A 17,961-nucleotide genomic window follows, 5' to 3' on the forward strand; every position below is an offset into this window, starting at 1 on the left:
TTAACCTTTACCAATCAAAGATTCTACTTTTTCAATCACAATATTGCGAGCTCTAAGCAGCTCTGGCTTTTTAAGGGATTTGATAAACCACTTTGCCTTAAGGTAATACCAATAAACCAGTCGCCAAATTTTCAAACTGAGTACTCCGGACAATATGGTCATGATAAATACGATTAAAGCTGTTTTAGGCGGATGGGCTGAAAACAGGTAAATAAATATACCTAAAAGGAGCAAAAAGAACTGAACTATGTAAAGCACATACCTGAAAGATGTTCTGAACTGAACATCTTTTATTTTTTTATTGACAAAAACGATAGGCCAGTACCATAAGGCACCATAAATAATTGTTCCGGGTATAGCCAGAGGTACCAGTAAGAAAGATAATAAAGCACCTGCAAATGACATGGCCGAGGGTTTTTTGGCCAGTATTTCATGGGGTAAACCATGGGCTTTTTGATCCAACACCTCAGCAGATTCTACCATCTGTTTAAATTCATTTGAATCTTCTGCTACGGCCTTGTTTAGTACTTTAGCCGCATCCCGTTGAGAATAGAACCGCACTTTTTGTGCCTCTGCATTATTTCCACTGTGCTTATTTTCGGCATAAACAGCTGATGCTAATAAGCAGGCGTCGTAATATTTTTCGCTCTCAATGTGTATAATATGTTCCTGTAGCGATTTACGCAAATGCTGTGTGATGCTGTTGAGTGCTTTCTGCGAATTGTTTTTGTACTCTTCCATGTAGGGTTTAAGAGGGAAGGGCTCTCCAAATACCACAGTTAACCTGCTGAAAAAAGTATCATAAGCAGTATAATCAATAGCTGTGGGGACAATTTGCAGATCTACCTGTTCATCACCATTAATTTCGGTCATAAAAGCAATACGCCCAAAGCCCTTTTTTAAGGGACGCAGACGTTTGGCTCCGTAATGATTGCCTTCAGGCAAAATAACCAGTCCGCGTTTGTTCGATAAAACCCTTACCGTATGGTCAAAAGTTTCCTGGTTGTTTTTCAGATTGTCGAAACCATCGCGGATACGATAAATAGGTAGAATTTTCAGAAAATATAGAATAGATGCAACTGCTTTTTGTTTGAAAATGTCACTGCGTGCCAAAAATACCAGGGGTTCCTTCTTTGCAAATAATACAGCCATTGCATCCATTAAGGCGTTTTGATGGTTAGGGGTAATAATGGATGGCTTTTCCTGCTTTTTTTGCGGACGGTTAATTACATAAAACTCTCGATAAATAAGATTATGTATGGCTTTTGCAATTTGATAAGTTATCCAGTACGGAAATGTGTATTTTTCGATTTTTTTCTTCCCCATAGTGACTTAATTAGTTGGTTTCTAATTATTTTATATCTATCAGTTTACTACGATTCAAAACGGATTGGTGTTTTCCGCCAAAAATGTGCCATGGTTAATCCGGCAATTATGTGCCAAATTCCCCACCAGGCAGCTATGTAGGCCATGGCACCGACTTCAAGTTCTGGTGGAAATATTTTTGGATTAAAAATTAACACAAGGGCCAGCCCTGAGTTTTGTATACCTGTTTCGATAGATACTGTGCGCCAATTAATTTGCTTGAGGCGTGTAAATTTTGCCAGATAAAAACCTGAAGTTAATGCAATCAGATTGTGAAAAAAGACAATAAGGGTTACCCACTCAAAATGTTTTATAAAATGGGTGAAATTGTTTGAAAAAGCTACCGCAATAAAGCCAATAAAAGCAAGTATAGAAAATGTTTTAATTGGCTTAATAATTTTTTTTGTAAACTCAGGGAAATATCTTGAAAATTGCAAGCCTGCTATAAGTGGTATTCCTAAAATTATGAAAACCGTTATGAACATCTGAACAGGGTCGATGGTAAGGGGTTGGACCAGGTCAGAATGTTTCTCTGCGTAATTTATAAACATGTTACCGTAAAAGGCAAAATTTATGGGTGTAAGTATAATGGCACCAAGACTTGAAATACCCGTCAGACTAACAGATAGTGCTGCATTTCCTTTTGCAAGGTGAGATATGAAGTTCGATATGTTACCCCCCGGGCATGAGGCTACCATTATCATTCCAAGGGCGACGCCAACAGTTATGAAGTCGCTAATTAGCAATGAAAACAAGAAGGTGAGGGCAGGCAACATTATAAATTGCGAGAAAAAACCGATAATGGCGCTTTTGGGCTTTTTAAATATTTCCTTAAAATGTTGAGGCTTAATTTCCAGTGCTACGCCAAACATAACAAATGCCAATACCAGATTAAGCACAAAAAGTCCCTGGCTGTTAAAATTCAACTCTAACTGATCAAGAAGTAAAAGTTCCTCATGCATAGTTTGTTACCTTTCCAAAAAGTTCATAAGCTTCGGCACCCGTAATTTTTATATCATAAAAAGCTCCAACCTTAAGTAATTCACCATTCTCAATTATAATTTCTCCATCTACCTCAGGGGAATCAAATTCGCTTCTTCCATAACCCACAGTATCCTCTTTCCGGTCAATAATTACACGTAAGGTTTGCCCAACCATTGCTGTATTTCGCTCAAGAGCAATTTCATGCTGTACCTCCATCAATTGTTCTAAGCGTTGTTCTTTAATCTCTTCAGATACATCATCTTTTAAATGATCATAGGCATAGGTATATTTCTCATGCGAATACGGAAAGGCACCCAACCGGTCGAATTTTGCTGTACGGACAAATTCGAGTAATTGCTCAAAATCTTGCGTGGTTTCACCAGGGAAACCCACCATCATTGTGGTTCGCAGGGCAATACCAGTCACCTTATTTTTTATGTTTTGAATGAGTTGTGCTGTTTTTTGGCTGTTGTGACCGCGTTTCATTGCTTTGAGTACATTGTCTGAAATGTGTTGAACCGGTATGTCGAGGTAGCGACAGACCTTTGGATTTGCTTGCATTTCATCAAATAAATCTTCAGGAATCCCCACAGGATACGCATAATGGAACCTGATCCATTCAATTCCTTCAATTTTTGAAAGCATTTGTACTAATCCGGTAAGAGTAGGGCCTTGTTCCAGGTCCTGGCCATAGTAGGTCAGATCCTGTGCAATGAGTATAAGTTCTTTAACGCCTGTCTTTGCAAGAAACTCAGCTTCTTTTACAAGTTTTTTGGCTGGTACTGATTTATAGTTTCCGGTAATTACAGGAATGCTGCAAAAGGCGCATTTGCGATGACAGCCTTCTGAAATTTTTAAATAGCTAAAATGGGACGGGGTAGAGATTACCCGCTCATGGTCATAATCCTTATAGTGTTTGCCCTGTAAAGCACTTAAAATGGCTTTAAAATCATATTTCCCGAACCAGCCATCAACTTCGGGGATCTCTTTTTTGAGTTGTTCCTTAAAAATTTGTGTTAAGCAACCAAAAACCCCTACAAAACTTTCGGGATGCTTATTTTTTAGCGTAACAGCTTCAAGTATGGTATCAATAGATTCTTGTTGGGCATCGTGTATAAAGCCACAAGTGTTAATTAATGTATAGTCGTGCAATTCCGGATGATCGTATACAACTCTATAGCCATTGGCTTGTAATTGGCGAGCCAGGTGTTCGCTATCGACAAGGTTTTTTGCACAACCCAGATTTATGATATTGACTTTCTTCAATTTGTCTAAAGTTGAAAATGAAACAGCGGGATATTATTCGTTCGCTTTCACTAGCTGAAGAGAGAATCTACAAACTCTGTTTTATTAAAAATTTGTAAATCTTCCATTTTTTCGCCAATTCCAATGTATTTCACTGGCACTTGTAATTGATCTGAAACACCAATTACAACGCCACCTTTCGCAGTTCCATCGAGTTTAGTAATAGCCATTGCTGTAATTTCAGTGGCTTTGGTAAATTGTTTGGCCTGTTCGAAAGCATTTTGACCTGTAGATCCATCCAAAATGAGCAAAATCTCATGCGGTGCATCGGGGATTACTTTCTGCATCACACGCTTTATTTTAGAGAGTTCATTCATCAGGTTTACTTTATTGTGCAGGCGGCCTGCAGTATCAATGATTACCACATCTGCATCCTGCTTTTGTGCAGAGGCTACAGTGTCGTAGGCTACAGACGCAGGGTCGGAGCCCATTTTTTGTTTGATCAGCGGCACATCCACTCGTTGACTCCAAATTTCCAACTGATCAATTGCAGCTGCACGGAAAGTGTCGGCAGCACCGATGATGACTTTCTTTCCATTCTCTTTGTATTTATGAGCCAGTTTACCAATGGTTGTGGTTTTGCCAACACCATTCACACCTACTATCATTATTACATAAGGTTTTTTACCCTCGGGTAACTCCCAGGTGTTCTGGCTTTTATGTTCTGTTTCGGTAAGCAGACCCGTGATCTCTTCACGCAAAATCTGATTCAATTCAGAGGTAGAGGTATATTTGTCTTTTGAAACACGCTCTTCAATTCGCTCAATAATTTTAAGGGTTGTATTGACACCTACGTCAGATGTAATCAGTACTTCTTCCAGTTGGTCCAAAACATCATCGTCAACCTTTGATTTTCCAACCACAGCTCTCGACAGCTTCTGGAAAACACTCTGCTTTGTTTTAGATAAACCCTTATCGAGATTCTGTTTTTTATCTTTTGAAAATATTCCCATCTTCATTTGTCATTTAAGCCGTGCAATTTAGCAATATTTCCTATAAAAAAAAAGGCCTGTCAAATGCAGGCCTTTTGAGATATTGAATGTATTGTCGTTACTTTTTTGAGAAGAAATCTTTAACGTGCTCGTTATTCACAATTCCTTCTTTGAATTGATATGCACCACTTTTTGGTGATTTTACCATTTTAATAACTTTGGCAAATTCTTTTCCTGTCCCCGACTTAAGGGTTGCAACTACTTTCTTAGCCATATCTTATTATTTTATTTCTCTGTGTAAAGTTACTTTTTTGAGTACTGGGTTATACTTTTTTAACTCAATACGATTAGGTGTGTTCTTACGATTTTTAGTCGTAATGTAGCGCGATGTACCTGGTTTTCCGCTATCTTTATGTTCAGTGCATTCTAATATTACCTGCACACGATTTCCTTTCTTCTTTGCCATGACTGACCTCCCTCAATTAATATTTTGTAATGTATCCTTTTTCTTTTGCCTCATTCAACGCTGTTGCAAGGCCTTTTTTATTAATTACGCGCAGTCCGTTAGCAGAAACACGCAAAGTGATCCATCTTTTCTCTTCCGGATGAAAGAAGCGCTTTTTCAACAGGTTGGGATAGAATTTTCTCTTCGTTTTCGTATTAGAGTGCGAAATGTGGTGTCCAACCATCGGTCTTTTTCCTGTAATCTGACAAACTCTCGACATCTTTCTATTTTTTTTAATTCTTTTTCTAAATCGGTGTGCAAATGTCATGATAATAAATGAATAAATCAAATATTTTTTCAAGAAATTAGCAATTTAAACTAAGAAAAGCACATTTTTTAACTTTTTCTTAGCCAATCGATCATGTTGTACATGGCTACTGTAGCGGTTCTCTCCATGTTTACCATGCGATCGTGGGTGAAAAGAAAACTTTGTGCATGTACTTCGCCCTCCAGGTAAAATCCTATCCAAACTGTACCTACCGGTTTTGTTTCGGTGCCGCCATCCGGGCCTGCAATTCCGGTAGTGGAAATTGCATAATTTGTATTAAGCGCTTTAGCTGCTCCAATGGCCATTTCTTTAGCCACAGCTTCGCTTACAGCACCATGTTTTTCAAGTGTTGCCGAATTCACACCGAGTTGCTTTTCTTTAGCCTCATTGCTATAGGCAGTAATTCCGCCTTTTAAGTACGCTGAAGCCCCTGCCACGGAGGTTATTCTGTGGCCTAGCAAACCGCCGGTACAACTTTCTGCCACCGATATTGTTTTGTTGTTGTCTTTTAATATTTTACCCAGAGTAAATTCAACCTTTTCTTTGCCTTCTGCTATAATTTGGGAACCCAGAATTTCGTATAGTTTTTTTGCCTGTAAATTTATATTATGTGTATGATTCACCTGGTTTTTCAATCTGAGTCTTATAACACCTGGTGAGGGCAGATAGGCAAGCTCAAGTGATTCCGGCAGATCGTTTTCCCACTGTTCAAGTTTGTTTGCCAGTTCACTTTCGGGATATCCAACTACGTGAAAAGTTCGATAGGCATGTGCTTCCAGTACAAAATGTTTGTGCAGTTCTGCCATTACTTTATGTTCAAACACGTGTTTCATTTCAAAGGGTACGCCGGGCATTGAAACAATGAGCGTGCCTGATTTATTAAACATTTGAATGGGAGCTGTGCCAATAGGGTTACGTAAAACCGTTGCTTTATCAGATACCAGGGCCTGAGCTTTATTATTCTCTGTCAGTTTTAAATACCCCCTTTTTTTTACAATAAAAGCTTTTATATCATCAAGCACCGATTCATTTAATACCATTTCTCCATTGAAATACGCATTTAGTGCAAATTTTGTGCGGTCATCATTTGTGGGACCAAGCCCGCCTGTTAATAAAACCAAATCAGTTGTGGCTATTGCATCATCAAGTGTTTGCTGTATATGTTCGGGTTGGTCGCTAATGCTTCTTATTTCCTTTACTTCAAACCCTGCATGAAAAAGGTAGTCTGCCAACCATGCCGAATTGCTGTCCACAATCTGACCAATGAGTATCTCGTCTCCGATGGTGATGATAGATGCTGAGTATCGAGCCATGTGTTATCGTTTAATTTTGAGTATGCGCCTGCGGAATGTGCTCGGGCGGTTTACGGGGAAAACGCCATATTGTGCGTTTCTTATATCCTCCACCGTGTAAAATGCAGAGGGGTTGTATTGCTGAATAATGCTTTGCACCTGTTGCAGCTTTTTTCTTTTTAAGATAATGTAGATAACATTCACTTTTGAAAATTTTCCTTTGGCATCAATTTCGGTCACACCATAACCTTCTTTATAGAGTGCACTAACTAATGGTGTAGTGTCTTTCTGTGTAATGATCCGAAATACAAGGGTTCCGATGGCCAGTCGCTCTTCAAGGAGCATCCCAATATAGTTACCTGCAGCAAAACCACCGGCGTATGCAATGTAGCAAACCCAGTTATCGAGGTTTTGCAGGATCTCACCCATGGCCAGAATCCAAATAAGCACCTCAAAGAAGCCCAACAAGGGGGCCAGTAAACGGTTTCCGCGCGAAACTATGATGATGCGAATTGTACCAATACTCACATCCAAAATGCGTGCTACAAAGATTAGAGCAGGCAGAATTACATAAGTATACCATTCCATAATTAATATTGTCCGTTATCGTACCAGTTTTCTCTTTTGTCGTATTTAAGATCTTGCAGAATTGAGGATTTAACACCAATTGTAAAAGAATAACTCTGTCGTTCTCCAAAAGGTACCCAGTGAAAACTCATCACCCAACAATGCAGATCCCTTGTTATATCAAGCGTCGTGGCCGACATTTTTCTCCGCTCAAAGTCATAACCGGTCCTAAAACCTACTTTCCATTTATCGGTAACGCTGAAGTTACCTCTCAAACCTACGGTTTGTATTACACTTTTAGTATTTTGTGGCTTTGAGAAAGTGTATTTATAGTTAAGGGTAAAGCTCCAGGGAATATCAAAATAGTCGTAATAATCGACCACGGCTCTTTGCTGTTCTTCTTCTGAAACTTCATCGCCTTCAAACATTTTAGAATCGAGCTTAAAATTAAATGAAACCGCTGCGCGGGTGATGCGGCCCAATTTTCCATCTACATTGAACTGGTATTTATCTATGCGTTTATAGGTGATTGGATCTAAAGCGTAGGGATCCATAGTTGCATTAAACTGTACATTAACCTTTTGAAATAAATTGGTCGAGGCTCGCATAGATAAGGGGCTCCAGTTCATAGAGTCGGCTACAATATTGTAATTAGTAGAGAAGTTTAAGGTTTTGAGCAGATCAATTTTTTTTGTTTTTGATACTGAATCATTCGGTGTTCTTACCTTCATGCTGACTTGATTGCCCAGACTCAGATTTATAGCCCCGGATCTCGGACCTGATGGCACACCATATATGCCATTGTCATAATAACTATATGTTTGATTTGGCTGCCCTTCGACCTCGTCATAGTAACCGTATTTATCAAGCGAGAAATTGGGTCTGTAACTATAAGAAACCGATGGAGAATGCACAAACCTGATAGCTTCTACCGGAATGTAGGATTGAAACGTGTATAGTCCGTATAGGGTTGTATTTACCCCTGCACTTACATTATAATCATATATCCGGTTGAAACCGGTAATTGTATCTGTTGTGGTTTTTCCAAAAACAGTGTCTCCTTCTGTAAAAAGACTCCCTTCGTATTTTTTACGCAATGAATTAAAGTACCAACGTTCAGTGTAGTTGGCACTGGGAGAAAAATTGAGGAATTTTAAGAATTTTGCTGAAGTTTTTACTCCCACATCGTGTTTTACCCCGAATTTAAACTCATCCACCACATCTTTTTTAAAAAGTTCATCTTCTTTTACTGTAAAGCGGTTTTCAAGCCTGGAGCTATAAGTGATGCCAATTTTTTGTAATAAGTTGGGTGGTTTATTTGAGTTTTTTGGAGCAAAAGGGGTTATTCTTTGCATGTTGAGGTTTACACTCGGTAAAGTCATAGCTACACTACTGTCTTTGGTGTTAAGTGTATGCCTGAGTTGTGCATTAAATGAAAACGGTGTACCCGGAAGGCTATGGCTGTAATTTACTGATGAGTTTACCGTATTTTGCAGGTAATTATTCATTTGTGTGGAATAGCGGTTGGCCGATGTGCTTTTAAGGTTTACATTGGCTGAAAAATTACTATTAGGCCTTGCTTTAGGATCCTGATTATGATGCCATGTAAGGTTGTATGCATCGGTGTTGACATAATCTGCCAGTCCTCTTTCGCTCTCAATTATTTTTTCGAGCATAAACGACAATTGGCCGCTATATCTGTACCGTTTTTTATATCGTGACGAAATGGTTCCTTTGTAGCTCCCTTTTGAATAAATACTTCCGACTACTTTTAGGTCCATGTAATCGCTTAACGCCCAATAGTAACCAAGATCTTCGAGTGAAAAACCGCGTCTTTCCGATTCTCCGTATCTGGGCAGGATTAAACCGGAAGTTTTTTCTTTTGTAAATGGAAAAAAACCAAAAGGAATGGCAATTGGAGTGGGGACATCTTCAATAACCAGGTAAAGCGGACCCGAAACGATTTTATCGTTCTGAATTACACGTGCCTTACTCATGGCGATATAGTAATGCGGGTGTTCATGATCGCAGGTGGTGTATTTACCTGCTTTAAGGTCGATGATGTTTTCGGTGTGCTTTTTAGTGCGCCGGCTGTGCAAAAAACCACCATCTTGCTCTGTTACGACATCGGTAATAATTCCCTTTTTGGTCTTAAAATTATACCTGATCTCCCGTGATTCATACAAATCTTCGCCTTCTTTAAAAATTGGCAACCCAATTTCATTACCTAACGAATCTGTTTTACCCTTGGCAAAGATTTCATTTTTATTGAAGTCTATATCGATATAAGATGCTGTCAGTTCAATATCGCCATATAAAACTTTTGCGTCTCCTTTTAATATGATCCTTTTTTCATTTAAAAACGATTCTATGGTATCTGCTGATTGATAATCGACAGGACTTGAAAGGGTAGATGAAGGAGTCGATTTAGTTGTGTCGGGTTTTATATTGGATGAATCCAGTTTAGTATAAGTCCATGCGGAGGTGTCCACAGGAGGAATGCTATCACTATTGCCAGATTTAGGTACTTCCTGACCCAATAAATTTACCGGGTAAAGTATCTGAACAAGAAAAAGGTAAATAGTATATCGAATAAAAACCTTCAACACAAATTTCAAATCCCGTTAGTTTGTTCTATTTTTGTTTGTTCTTGAATGCATAATTTTTGCGGTTCAAAACTAATTAAAATCTTTTATTCCTTATGAATCGTTTACAGAAGATTTCTATCATATACGTAATATTTAGTGTGTTTATTTTGCCATATACCGCACATTGTACTGAAGATGAGGATCAATTTGTGGTTGTACTTGATGCTGGTCATGGTGGAAAAGATAGTGGCGCAAGGGGTAGCTTTTCAATGGAAAAAGATGTTGTTCTGGATATCACCAAACAAGTTGGTCATTATATACAAAACCATTTACCCGAAATACGGGTACTTTATACCAGAGAAGATGATAGTTTTGTGAAGCTTTTTAAAAGGGCCGAAATAGCCAACCGAAATGAGGCTGATCTTTTTGTATCTATACATGCTAATGCCTCGCCAAGTAACAGGGCTTTTGGTACCGAAACATTCGTAATGGGTTTGCACAAAACAGAAAGTAATTTGGAAGTTGCCCAAAAGGAAAATGCTGTAATAACCCTGGAGGAAAATTATGAAGAACACTATGAAGGTTATGATCCACACAGTGCAGAATCCTACATTATTTTTTCTTTAATGCAAAATGCGTTTCTGGAACAGAGCCTCAGGGCGGCCGAGTTAACTCAAAAAGAGTTCCGCGAGCGCGCCAGGCGAAAAGACAGAGGGGTGAAACAGGCCGGTTTTCTGGTCTTATGGAAAACCACCATGCCAAGTATACTTATTGAAACAGGCTTTATTTCTAATAGCAATGAAGAGGCTTATTTGAATTCGGACCAGGGAAAAGACTATCTGGCTTCGGCCATATTCAGAGCCATTCGTTCATACTATGAAGAGATGAAAGCTCAAAAAGCTGAAGAAAAACCTCAAAGTGAAAAGCAAATCGCACAAACAGAAACACAAAATAAATCTAATGATGTATATTTTATGGTGCAGCTAACAGCTTCTTCTCAAATGGCAGATACTGCAAAAGCACCTTTCTCAAATCTTGATAATCCGCTTGAAATACAAAAAATAGGCAAATATTATAAATATTTTTACGGGAAGGTTAATAACTATAAAGAAGCAAAAAAACTCCAGAAACATTGCGAGGCGCATTTTCCAGATGCATTTATAGTTGCTTTCGAAGGCGATAATCCCATTTCTGTGCAAAAGGCTATAAAAAGTGTGCAATAAAATTGTATATTGTTGATCTTTACATAACGTGCAATGAAAGTACTAAGTGATGAATAATAAATATAAATACATATTAATTGGACTTCTGGCAGCTATTACCATTTTAGTTTTTGTTTTCGGGCTAAATTATCTTAAAGGCAAAAATTATTTTATTGAGGAAGATACTTATTATGTGGTCTATAATAGGATAGAAGGGTTAACCAAATCCAGTCCTGTTCTGCTTAACGGTTATAATGTGGGTCAGGTGCGCGAAATTAGTTTTCATAACGTTAAAAAAGGCAATCTGATTGTGGAATTTGTCGTCAAAAAAGATATCCACATTCCCCAAAAGTCCATAGCCCGTATTTTTAGTCAGGATTTAATGGGTACCAAAGCCATTGATCTTGTATTCTCAGATAAAGACAGTCTGCTAACCGCAGGAGACACCTTAATTGCTGAAACCGAAGAGAGCCTGAAGGAACAGGTTAGTATTGAAATGCTACCATTAAAAAACAAAGCAGAGGATTTGTTGCGCGAAATGGAGAATGCAATAAATATTATCAACTTAATTTTTAATGAGCGTACCAGGCAAAATTTAAAACAGATTATAGAAGAATTGAATTACACATCTAAAAACCTGCGTTCCAGCACTGCCAGTGTAGATACTTTACTTTTAAATGAAAAGCAACGCATTCACCGGCTATTGGTTAATTTGGAATCTATAACCAATAATTTTAGCGAGAATAATGAAAATATTACAGACCTTATGGCAAACCTGGAGGTACTAACAGACTCGCTAAAACGTGTAGATTTTAATGGAACTGTGGCAGAGGCAGACTCAACAATTTTAGCCATTAATAGTGTATTGAATAAAATACAGACTCAGGAGGGCACTCTGGGCAAACTTATCTATAACGATTCGCTCTATAATGCTCTTAATGAGAGTACCGAAGATATAGGATTGCTTGCCGAAGATTTGCGCGTAAATCCTAAAAGGTACTTACACTTTTCAGCGTTTGATCTTGGTCGCACAATGTATGTACTCGATGACGATAAAATGGAAAAGCGTGCGAAGAAAAACGATGGAAACTATCATGTTTTAATTGATGAATCGCCTTCGCCTGTTTCCCTTGAATATTATGATAAAATTGACAATGTTAAACAACGCGTTGTAAAAGATACCTACTTATATACTGTTGGTAATTATGAGAAAAAGCGTAAAGCAAAACGTTTTCTGAAAAAGGTAAGAAAAAACTATCCCAAAGCGCGCATTATTTACATTAACAAGGGTCAATTTACCTATGTAGATTAATTTTATTTCCATATAGGTATTTTTACCTGTTAATTTTCCCTTAACATTATTTTAACATATCGTTAATCCGGTTAACACTCAACAGTTTAAAATTCCAATTGCTGTAATATTTTTAAAATCAGGTAGTTATAAAGCAAAAAAAAATTACTTTTACAAGCGGTTGATTTTAAAACGAATATCAAAAAAATGAAAAATACAAGCGAAATTTTATTTTTTTTTAATGTTTTTTTTCACCAATTTAGTATTCGCAATAAAAAAAATCATCATTAATATAAATTGTTAGGAATTAGCTCGCTATGGATCACAAAGAAGCATGGGATCATTGTCTGTCAATTATTCGCGATAACATACCTGAGAGAAGTTTCCAAACTTGGTTCAGTCCGATAAGGCCAATTAAGTTATCCGATAAAGTACTCACGATAGAAGTACCAACATCATTTTTCTATGAGTACCTTGAGGAACATTTTATTGATATTCTTCGAAAAACCCTTTTTAAGGTTATCGGAGCAGATGCCAAATTAGAGTACAGCATTATTGTGCATAATAATACACACAACTCAAAGCCATATGCTGTAAAAATACCAACGCAAAATAAATCTGACCTTACTAACCGTCCCGTATCCATGCCTATGGGATCTAATAGTACCAATAATATTAAAAATCCTTTTGTAATACCTGGTATTCAAAAGCTTAATATCGACCCGCAACTTAATAGTGATTATAATTTTCAGAATTTTATCGAAGGTGAGTGCAACAGACTGGCCCGCTCAGCGGGATTTGCCATAGCTCAAAATCCGGGTAAAACTGCCTTCAATCCTCTTTTTATATACGGAGCCTCAGGTTTGGGAAAAACTCACCTGGCGCACGCAATAGGAATACAGGTAAAGGAAAGGTTTCCGGAAAAAACAGTGTTGTATGTCGAAGCCAATAAATTTGAACGCCAATATGCCGATGCTACCCGCAGCAATGAGCGCAACGATTTTGTCCATTTTTACCAGATGATCGATGTGCTGATTATTGATGACGTTCAGCATTTGGCCGCAAAACAGAAAACACAAGATGTATTTTTTCATATTTTCAACCACCTGCACCAATCAGGTAAGCAACTTATTCTAACTTCAGACAAACCACCGGTTGAACTTGAAGGTTTAGAGCAACGCTTGCTATCACGCTTTAAGTGGGGGCTGAGCGCCGATTTACAGGTGCCGGATTTTGAAACCCGGAAGACCATCCTTCAAAAAATGGCCTATAAAGATGGTATTGAGCTACAGGATGAAATTATAGACTACATAGCCAATCATATTAATACCAATGTGCGTGAATTAGAAGGCGCTTTGGTATCACTCATGGCTCAGAGTACACTCAATAGAAAAGAAATTACCATTGATTTGGCGAAGGACCTTATTGATAAATTGGTCAGTAATACCCGCAAAGAGATTACTCTGGATGTGATTCAGCAAACAGTATGCGATTATTTCAGTATGCCGGTCGATCAGCTTAAATCAAAAACCAGAAAGCGCGAAATTGTACAAGCCAGACAAATAGCGATGTATTTTGCCAAAAGCAAAACAAAATCATCTTTGTCTACCATAGGGGCGCGTATTGGTGGAAAAGATCATGCTACTGTATTGCACGCATGTAAAACGGTTAAAAACTTATTGGACACTGATAAAAGGTTTAAATCATTTGTAACAGACATTGATAAAATGCTGGAAAACTAAGTGATTAAAACATCTACATAGCAATCCTTCCTTACCTGGGAAGGATTTTTTATTTCAGTCTGCATGCGCTTTTCGGTATTTTTATTTTGAAAAACTGACTTAAATCATCAATTTTGTAACTTTAAAAAAAAGTTTACATGTCAATTATTATCAAAACACCGGAACAAATAGAGGGGATACGCAAAAGCAGCAGGTTGGCCGCTAGTTGTCTGGATTATATTGAGCCCTATGTAGAACCAGGTGTTTCTACCGGATATCTGGATAAAAAAATCGAAGATTATATAAGAGCGCATGGTGCCACGCCGGCGCCGCTAAACTATCATGGTTTTCCTAAAGCCACCTGCATATCACCCAATAATGTGGTATGTCACGGAATACCTACCGATGACCAAATATTAAAAAATGGAGATGTAATAAATATCGATGTAACTACCATTTTAGATGGTTTTTACGGCGATACCAGCCGCATGTTCGAGGTAGGACCAATAGATGATGAAACCGCACGCTTACTTGACGTTACAAAGCATTGCCTGGATCTGGGTATTCAACAGGTTAAACCCGGAAACCGATTCGGAAATATCGGGTTTATGATTAATAGGTATGCCAAAAGCAAGGGATACAGTGTTGTGTACGAATTTTGCGGACATGGTGTTGGGTTAGAATTTCATGAAGAACCGCAAGTAGAGCATATTGCACGCAAAAACTCCGGTGCTAAAATGAAACCCGGAATGGTGTTTACAATTGAACCAATGATTAATGCCGGAAAACCTAAAGTTAGTGTAGACAACGCCGACGGGTGGACAGCAAGAACCATTGACGAGCAGCTATCTGCACAATATGAACATACAATACTGGTCACTGAAGATGGTTATGAAGTCTTAACGGACTTACACAACGAATATTAGAAGCCGAATTTTACTTTATATAAATATACGCATTTATTAGTTAATCAATGCTTTATAATAAATTCTTAAAAGAAATAGATCATTAAAACAAATAAATATGAAACTACTTGAAGGAAAAACAGCCATTGTAACAGGAGCCTCAAGAGGAATAGGCCGGGCAATTGCTTTGGTATTTGCAGAGCATGGTGCCAATATAGCAGGAACCGATCTCAAATACGATGAGAATGCGGAAGCACTTGAAAAAGAGCTTAATGAAAAAGGCGTAAAATGTAAAATGTATGCTTCTGATGCCAGTAATTTTGAAAGTTGTAATGAGTTGGCATCACAGGTAGTAAAAGATTTTGGCTCAATTGATGCCCTGATAAATAATGCCGGAATTACAAAGGATAACTTGTTAATGCGCATGACAGAAGCCGATTGGGATGCTGTATTGACAGTAAACCTAAAGTCTGTTTTCAATATGACAAAAGCTGTGCAGCGCACCATGCTTAAACAGCGCCATGGCTCAATTGTTAATATGAGTTCTGTAGTGGGTGTTTCAGGAAATGCTGGTCAATCAAATTACAGTGCATCAAAATCGGGAATTATTGGTTTTACAAAATCAATTGCCAAAGAGCTGGGTTCAAGAAATATTAGATGCAATGCCATTGCTCCCGGTTTTATTATTACTGAGATGACCGGCAAGTTGGGTGAAGATGTAGTAAAAAGTTGGAGTGAACAAATACCGCTTAAGCGCGGTGGAGAGCCCAAAGAAGTGGCTGAAACAGCATTATTTTTGGCTTCAGATCTTTCATCATACGTAAGTGGACAGGTTATAAATGTTTGTGGTGCGATGAATACCTGATTTAATTAATACTGAAAGTTGCTCCTGAAGTTACATTCGGGTAATTACAGGAGCACTTTACCTATATAACCAGGTAGATGGGAACCATTACCTGAAATTCAAATTTAACAGCTGATTTCACTCATATGTATACCACCGTAGCCTACCTTTTTTTAAGTATAATCCTGTCACTGGTCATGGCTATTGTGATTTCCAGGCTGCTATATCCATGGCCATGGAAAAAAAACAGCACAGGCAAACCTGTTGCATGGTCACTATTTTGCTTTAGAGTGCTTGTGCTTACATTATTGTTTTTACTGCTTTTCAATCCGGGTATAAGGCAACTTAAAACAGAGTCGCAAAAACCTATACTGGCTATCCTGAAAGATAACTCTCAGTCGATGAGATATTTAAATGATTCTGCCAGGTTAAAGAGAGTTGACTCCCTATGGGAGGTTGGCCGAAGAACACTTTCAGGACATTACGACATCAAATCTTATACATTTGCTCAGGATATCAAACAGGGTAAGCATTGGGACTTTTCAGGTAAAGGAACTGACCTGGGCTATGCCTTGCAGCAAATCAATCAATCCATTAACGAGCCAATTGCTGCGACTTTACTCATTACAGATGGTAATTATAATCAAGGTGAAAATCCGGTTTTCGTAAGTCAAAATCTCCCGTTTCCCATCTATACCATAGGGGTTGGCGATAGTTTGGCCAGAAGTGAAGTATATCTGCATCAGATATACCATAATCCAGTGGCGTACTTGAATGAGCGCACACCGGTAGAGGTGGATTTGCGTTCAAGTGGAGTCGCAAAAGATACTGCTATTGAGCTATCTATACAAAAAAATGGCCAGGTTTTATCTACAAAAGAACTGACATTTAAAAAGGGTCATAAGCGCCAGAAGATTAATTTGTATTTTTCCCCGAAAAATACAGGTTTGCAGCAATATAAAATAAAGCTCGGTCAGCAAAACTACCGAACGCTTTATATGAGTGTGAAAAAACAGCGGCAGAAAGTACTATTGATATACCATGCTGTGCATCCCGATATTGGTGTAATCAGAAAAGCCCTTGAAAATTCGAATCGTTTTGAGCCGGTATTGAAACAAGCCAACCAGTTTAATGGAAAGCTTACAGATTATAACATGGTTTTACTTCATCAGGTACCCTCCGGGAATTTTTCTGAAGATCGTTGGTTTGCTCAAGTGGTCGAGAAAAAGATTCCATATTGGCTTATACTTGGCCCACAAAGCGATTTTTCTACCTTTAATCAGGGTCAAAATGCCCTGGATATAACCGGTTTTAACGGTGAGTTTGAAGAAGTTTCGGCACGTTATAATAAAGCTTTTTCATGGTTCAGGGTTGAATCTTTACTTCAGCGTAATATTGCATTTTTACCGCCGTTAAATGTTGCCTTTGGAGATTATAAGCTTAACAGGGGGGTGGAGCTTTTTATGCAAAACCTGCATGGTGTAGAAACTGAACGTCCTGCGTGGATTTTTACTGATCAGCCTTATCGTTTTTCTGTACTGGCAGGTACGGGCCTTTGGAAATGGAGTATGTATTTGTATCGGCAAACGGCCAGCCATCAAAGCCTTGAAGATCTCGTTTACAAAACAGTTAAATTCCTTTCGCTTAATGAGCCCAGAAAACGGCTGATCATTAAGCACGAGAATTTTTATAATGCAACTCAGCCAATTGATATAGAAGCAACCTGGTACAACGAAAATTATGAGCCAGACAATAGTTTACCTGGGCATATTGAAATTATAGACTCTGCCAATAATAGATTTAGATATACGTTTATACCAAAAGAAAAGCGATTTGAGGCCCGGCCAGGGGTATTGCCTCCTGGTGCCTATCAATTTGAGGCTGTAATTGAGACGGAAAAAAGAACTTTTTCCGATACAGGTTCTTTTATGGTTGGACAAAACAATATTGAACGAAGTAGTATGACCCTGAACCGGCAATTGCTAATAAATATGGTTGGTGAGCACAGGTATTTTGATCATAATGATATCGAAACACTTACCGCGCTTTTGCTGAATGAAAAGCAAGCTCCGCAAATTCGTAAAACCGAAATTCGTTTAACTGATCTGATAGAGCAAAATATTTTGCTATGGATAATCGTTTTATTAGTGGTTTCTGAATGGATAATTCGTAAATTTAAGGGCCGGATATAA

The 17,961-nt window shown here is 38.2% G+C and carries 16 protein-coding genes; 6 read left to right on the plus strand and 10 right to left on the minus strand.

The window, feature by feature from the left end:
- The 10 genes from VJ937_RS11545 to VJ937_RS11590 form a co-directional block, all read right to left on the minus strand.
- Positions 1-1,326 carry a 1-acyl-sn-glycerol-3-phosphate acyltransferase gene (locus VJ937_RS11545; protein ID WP_324067247.1) on the minus strand — a complete coding sequence of 442 codons (1,326 nt, stop codon included), beginning with the start codon at positions 1,324-1,326 and terminating at the stop codon, positions 1-3.
- Between the two features lie 47 nt (positions 1,327-1,373).
- On the minus strand, positions 1,374-2,327 hold the full coding sequence (locus tag VJ937_RS11550; RefSeq protein ID WP_324067249.1) for a bile acid:sodium symporter family protein: 954 nt from the start codon (positions 2,325-2,327) through the stop codon (positions 1,374-1,376).
- Entirely contained in the window at positions 2,320-3,615 is a 1,296-nt protein-coding gene (rimO, locus tag VJ937_RS11555) for a 30S ribosomal protein S12 methylthiotransferase RimO (protein WP_324067251.1), read from the minus strand. Before rimO ends, VJ937_RS11550 begins: the two co-directional genes overlap by 8 nt.
- Positions 3,616-3,665: 50 nt before the next feature.
- Positions 3,666-4,607, minus strand: coding sequence for a signal recognition particle-docking protein FtsY (ftsY, locus tag VJ937_RS11560; protein ID WP_324067253.1), 942 nt, complete (start codon positions 4,605-4,607; stop codon positions 3,666-3,668).
- A 97-nt stretch (positions 4,608-4,704) separates the two neighbouring features.
- Positions 4,705-4,860, minus strand: a complete 156-nt coding sequence (locus VJ937_RS11565; protein ID WP_081421605.1) for a DUF4295 domain-containing protein — start codon at positions 4,858-4,860, stop codon at positions 4,705-4,707.
- A gap of 6 nt (positions 4,861-4,866) precedes the next feature.
- The gene (gene rpmG, locus VJ937_RS11570; RefSeq protein ID WP_057954793.1) at positions 4,867-5,052 is read right to left on the minus strand and encodes a 50S ribosomal protein L33; all 186 of its coding nucleotides are present in this window, start codon (positions 5,050-5,052) and stop codon (positions 4,867-4,869) included.
- 16 nt (positions 5,053-5,068) lie between these two features.
- On the minus strand, positions 5,069-5,311 hold the full coding sequence (gene rpmB, locus VJ937_RS11575; RefSeq protein WP_057954794.1) for a 50S ribosomal protein L28: 243 nt from the start codon (positions 5,309-5,311) through the stop codon (positions 5,069-5,071).
- A 116-nt stretch (positions 5,312-5,427) separates the two neighbouring features.
- Positions 5,428-6,672, minus strand: a complete 1,245-nt coding sequence (locus VJ937_RS11580) for a CinA family nicotinamide mononucleotide deamidase-related protein (RefSeq protein ID WP_324067255.1) — start codon at positions 6,670-6,672, stop codon at positions 5,428-5,430.
- 3 nt (positions 6,673-6,675) lie between these two features.
- A complete protein-coding gene (locus VJ937_RS11585) occupies positions 6,676-7,239 on the minus strand; it encodes a DUF2179 domain-containing protein (RefSeq protein ID WP_324067257.1) in 564 nt (187 codons plus the stop codon).
- 2 nt (positions 7,240-7,241) lie between these two features.
- Positions 7,242-9,827, minus strand: a complete 2,586-nt coding sequence (locus VJ937_RS11590) for a putative LPS assembly protein LptD (protein WP_324067299.1) — start codon at positions 9,825-9,827, stop codon at positions 7,242-7,244.
- Positions 9,828-9,919: 92 nt separating this feature from the next.
- Here VJ937_RS11590 and VJ937_RS11595 point away from each other — a divergent pair, with 92 nt between their 5' ends.
- The 6 genes from VJ937_RS11595 to VJ937_RS11620 all read left to right on the plus strand — a co-directional run bounded on the left by VJ937_RS11595 (position 9,920) and on the right by VJ937_RS11620 (position 17,961).
- Positions 9,920-11,029 carry an N-acetylmuramoyl-L-alanine amidase gene (locus VJ937_RS11595; protein WP_324067260.1) on the plus strand — a complete coding sequence of 370 codons (1,110 nt, stop codon included), beginning with the start codon at positions 9,920-9,922 and terminating at the stop codon, positions 11,027-11,029.
- 49 nt (positions 11,030-11,078) lie between these two features.
- Positions 11,079-12,320: an MlaD family protein gene (locus VJ937_RS11600; RefSeq protein WP_324067262.1), complete on the plus strand. Its 1,242-nt coding sequence runs from the start codon at positions 11,079-11,081 to the stop codon at positions 12,318-12,320.
- A gap of 296 nt (positions 12,321-12,616) precedes the next feature.
- Positions 12,617-14,041, plus strand: a complete 1,425-nt coding sequence (gene dnaA, locus VJ937_RS11605) for a chromosomal replication initiator protein DnaA (protein WP_057951324.1) — start codon at positions 12,617-12,619, stop codon at positions 14,039-14,041.
- A 137-nt stretch (positions 14,042-14,178) separates the two neighbouring features.
- Positions 14,179-14,946 carry a type I methionyl aminopeptidase gene (gene map, locus VJ937_RS11610; protein WP_324067264.1) on the plus strand — a complete coding sequence of 256 codons (768 nt, stop codon included), beginning with the start codon at positions 14,179-14,181 and terminating at the stop codon, positions 14,944-14,946.
- Between the two features lie 97 nt (positions 14,947-15,043).
- Positions 15,044-15,790: a 3-oxoacyl-[acyl-carrier-protein] reductase gene (fabG, locus tag VJ937_RS11615; protein ID WP_324067266.1), complete on the plus strand. Its 747-nt coding sequence runs from the start codon at positions 15,044-15,046 to the stop codon at positions 15,788-15,790.
- A 125-nt stretch (positions 15,791-15,915) separates the two neighbouring features.
- Positions 15,916-17,961 carry a hypothetical protein gene (locus VJ937_RS11620; RefSeq protein ID WP_324067268.1) on the plus strand — a complete coding sequence of 682 codons (2,046 nt, stop codon included), beginning with the start codon at positions 15,916-15,918 and terminating at the stop codon, positions 17,959-17,961.

Source organism: Salinivirga sp., assembly GCF_035268865.1.
Classification (GTDB): Bacteria; Bacteroidota; Bacteroidia; order Bacteroidales; family Salinivirgaceae; genus Salinivirga.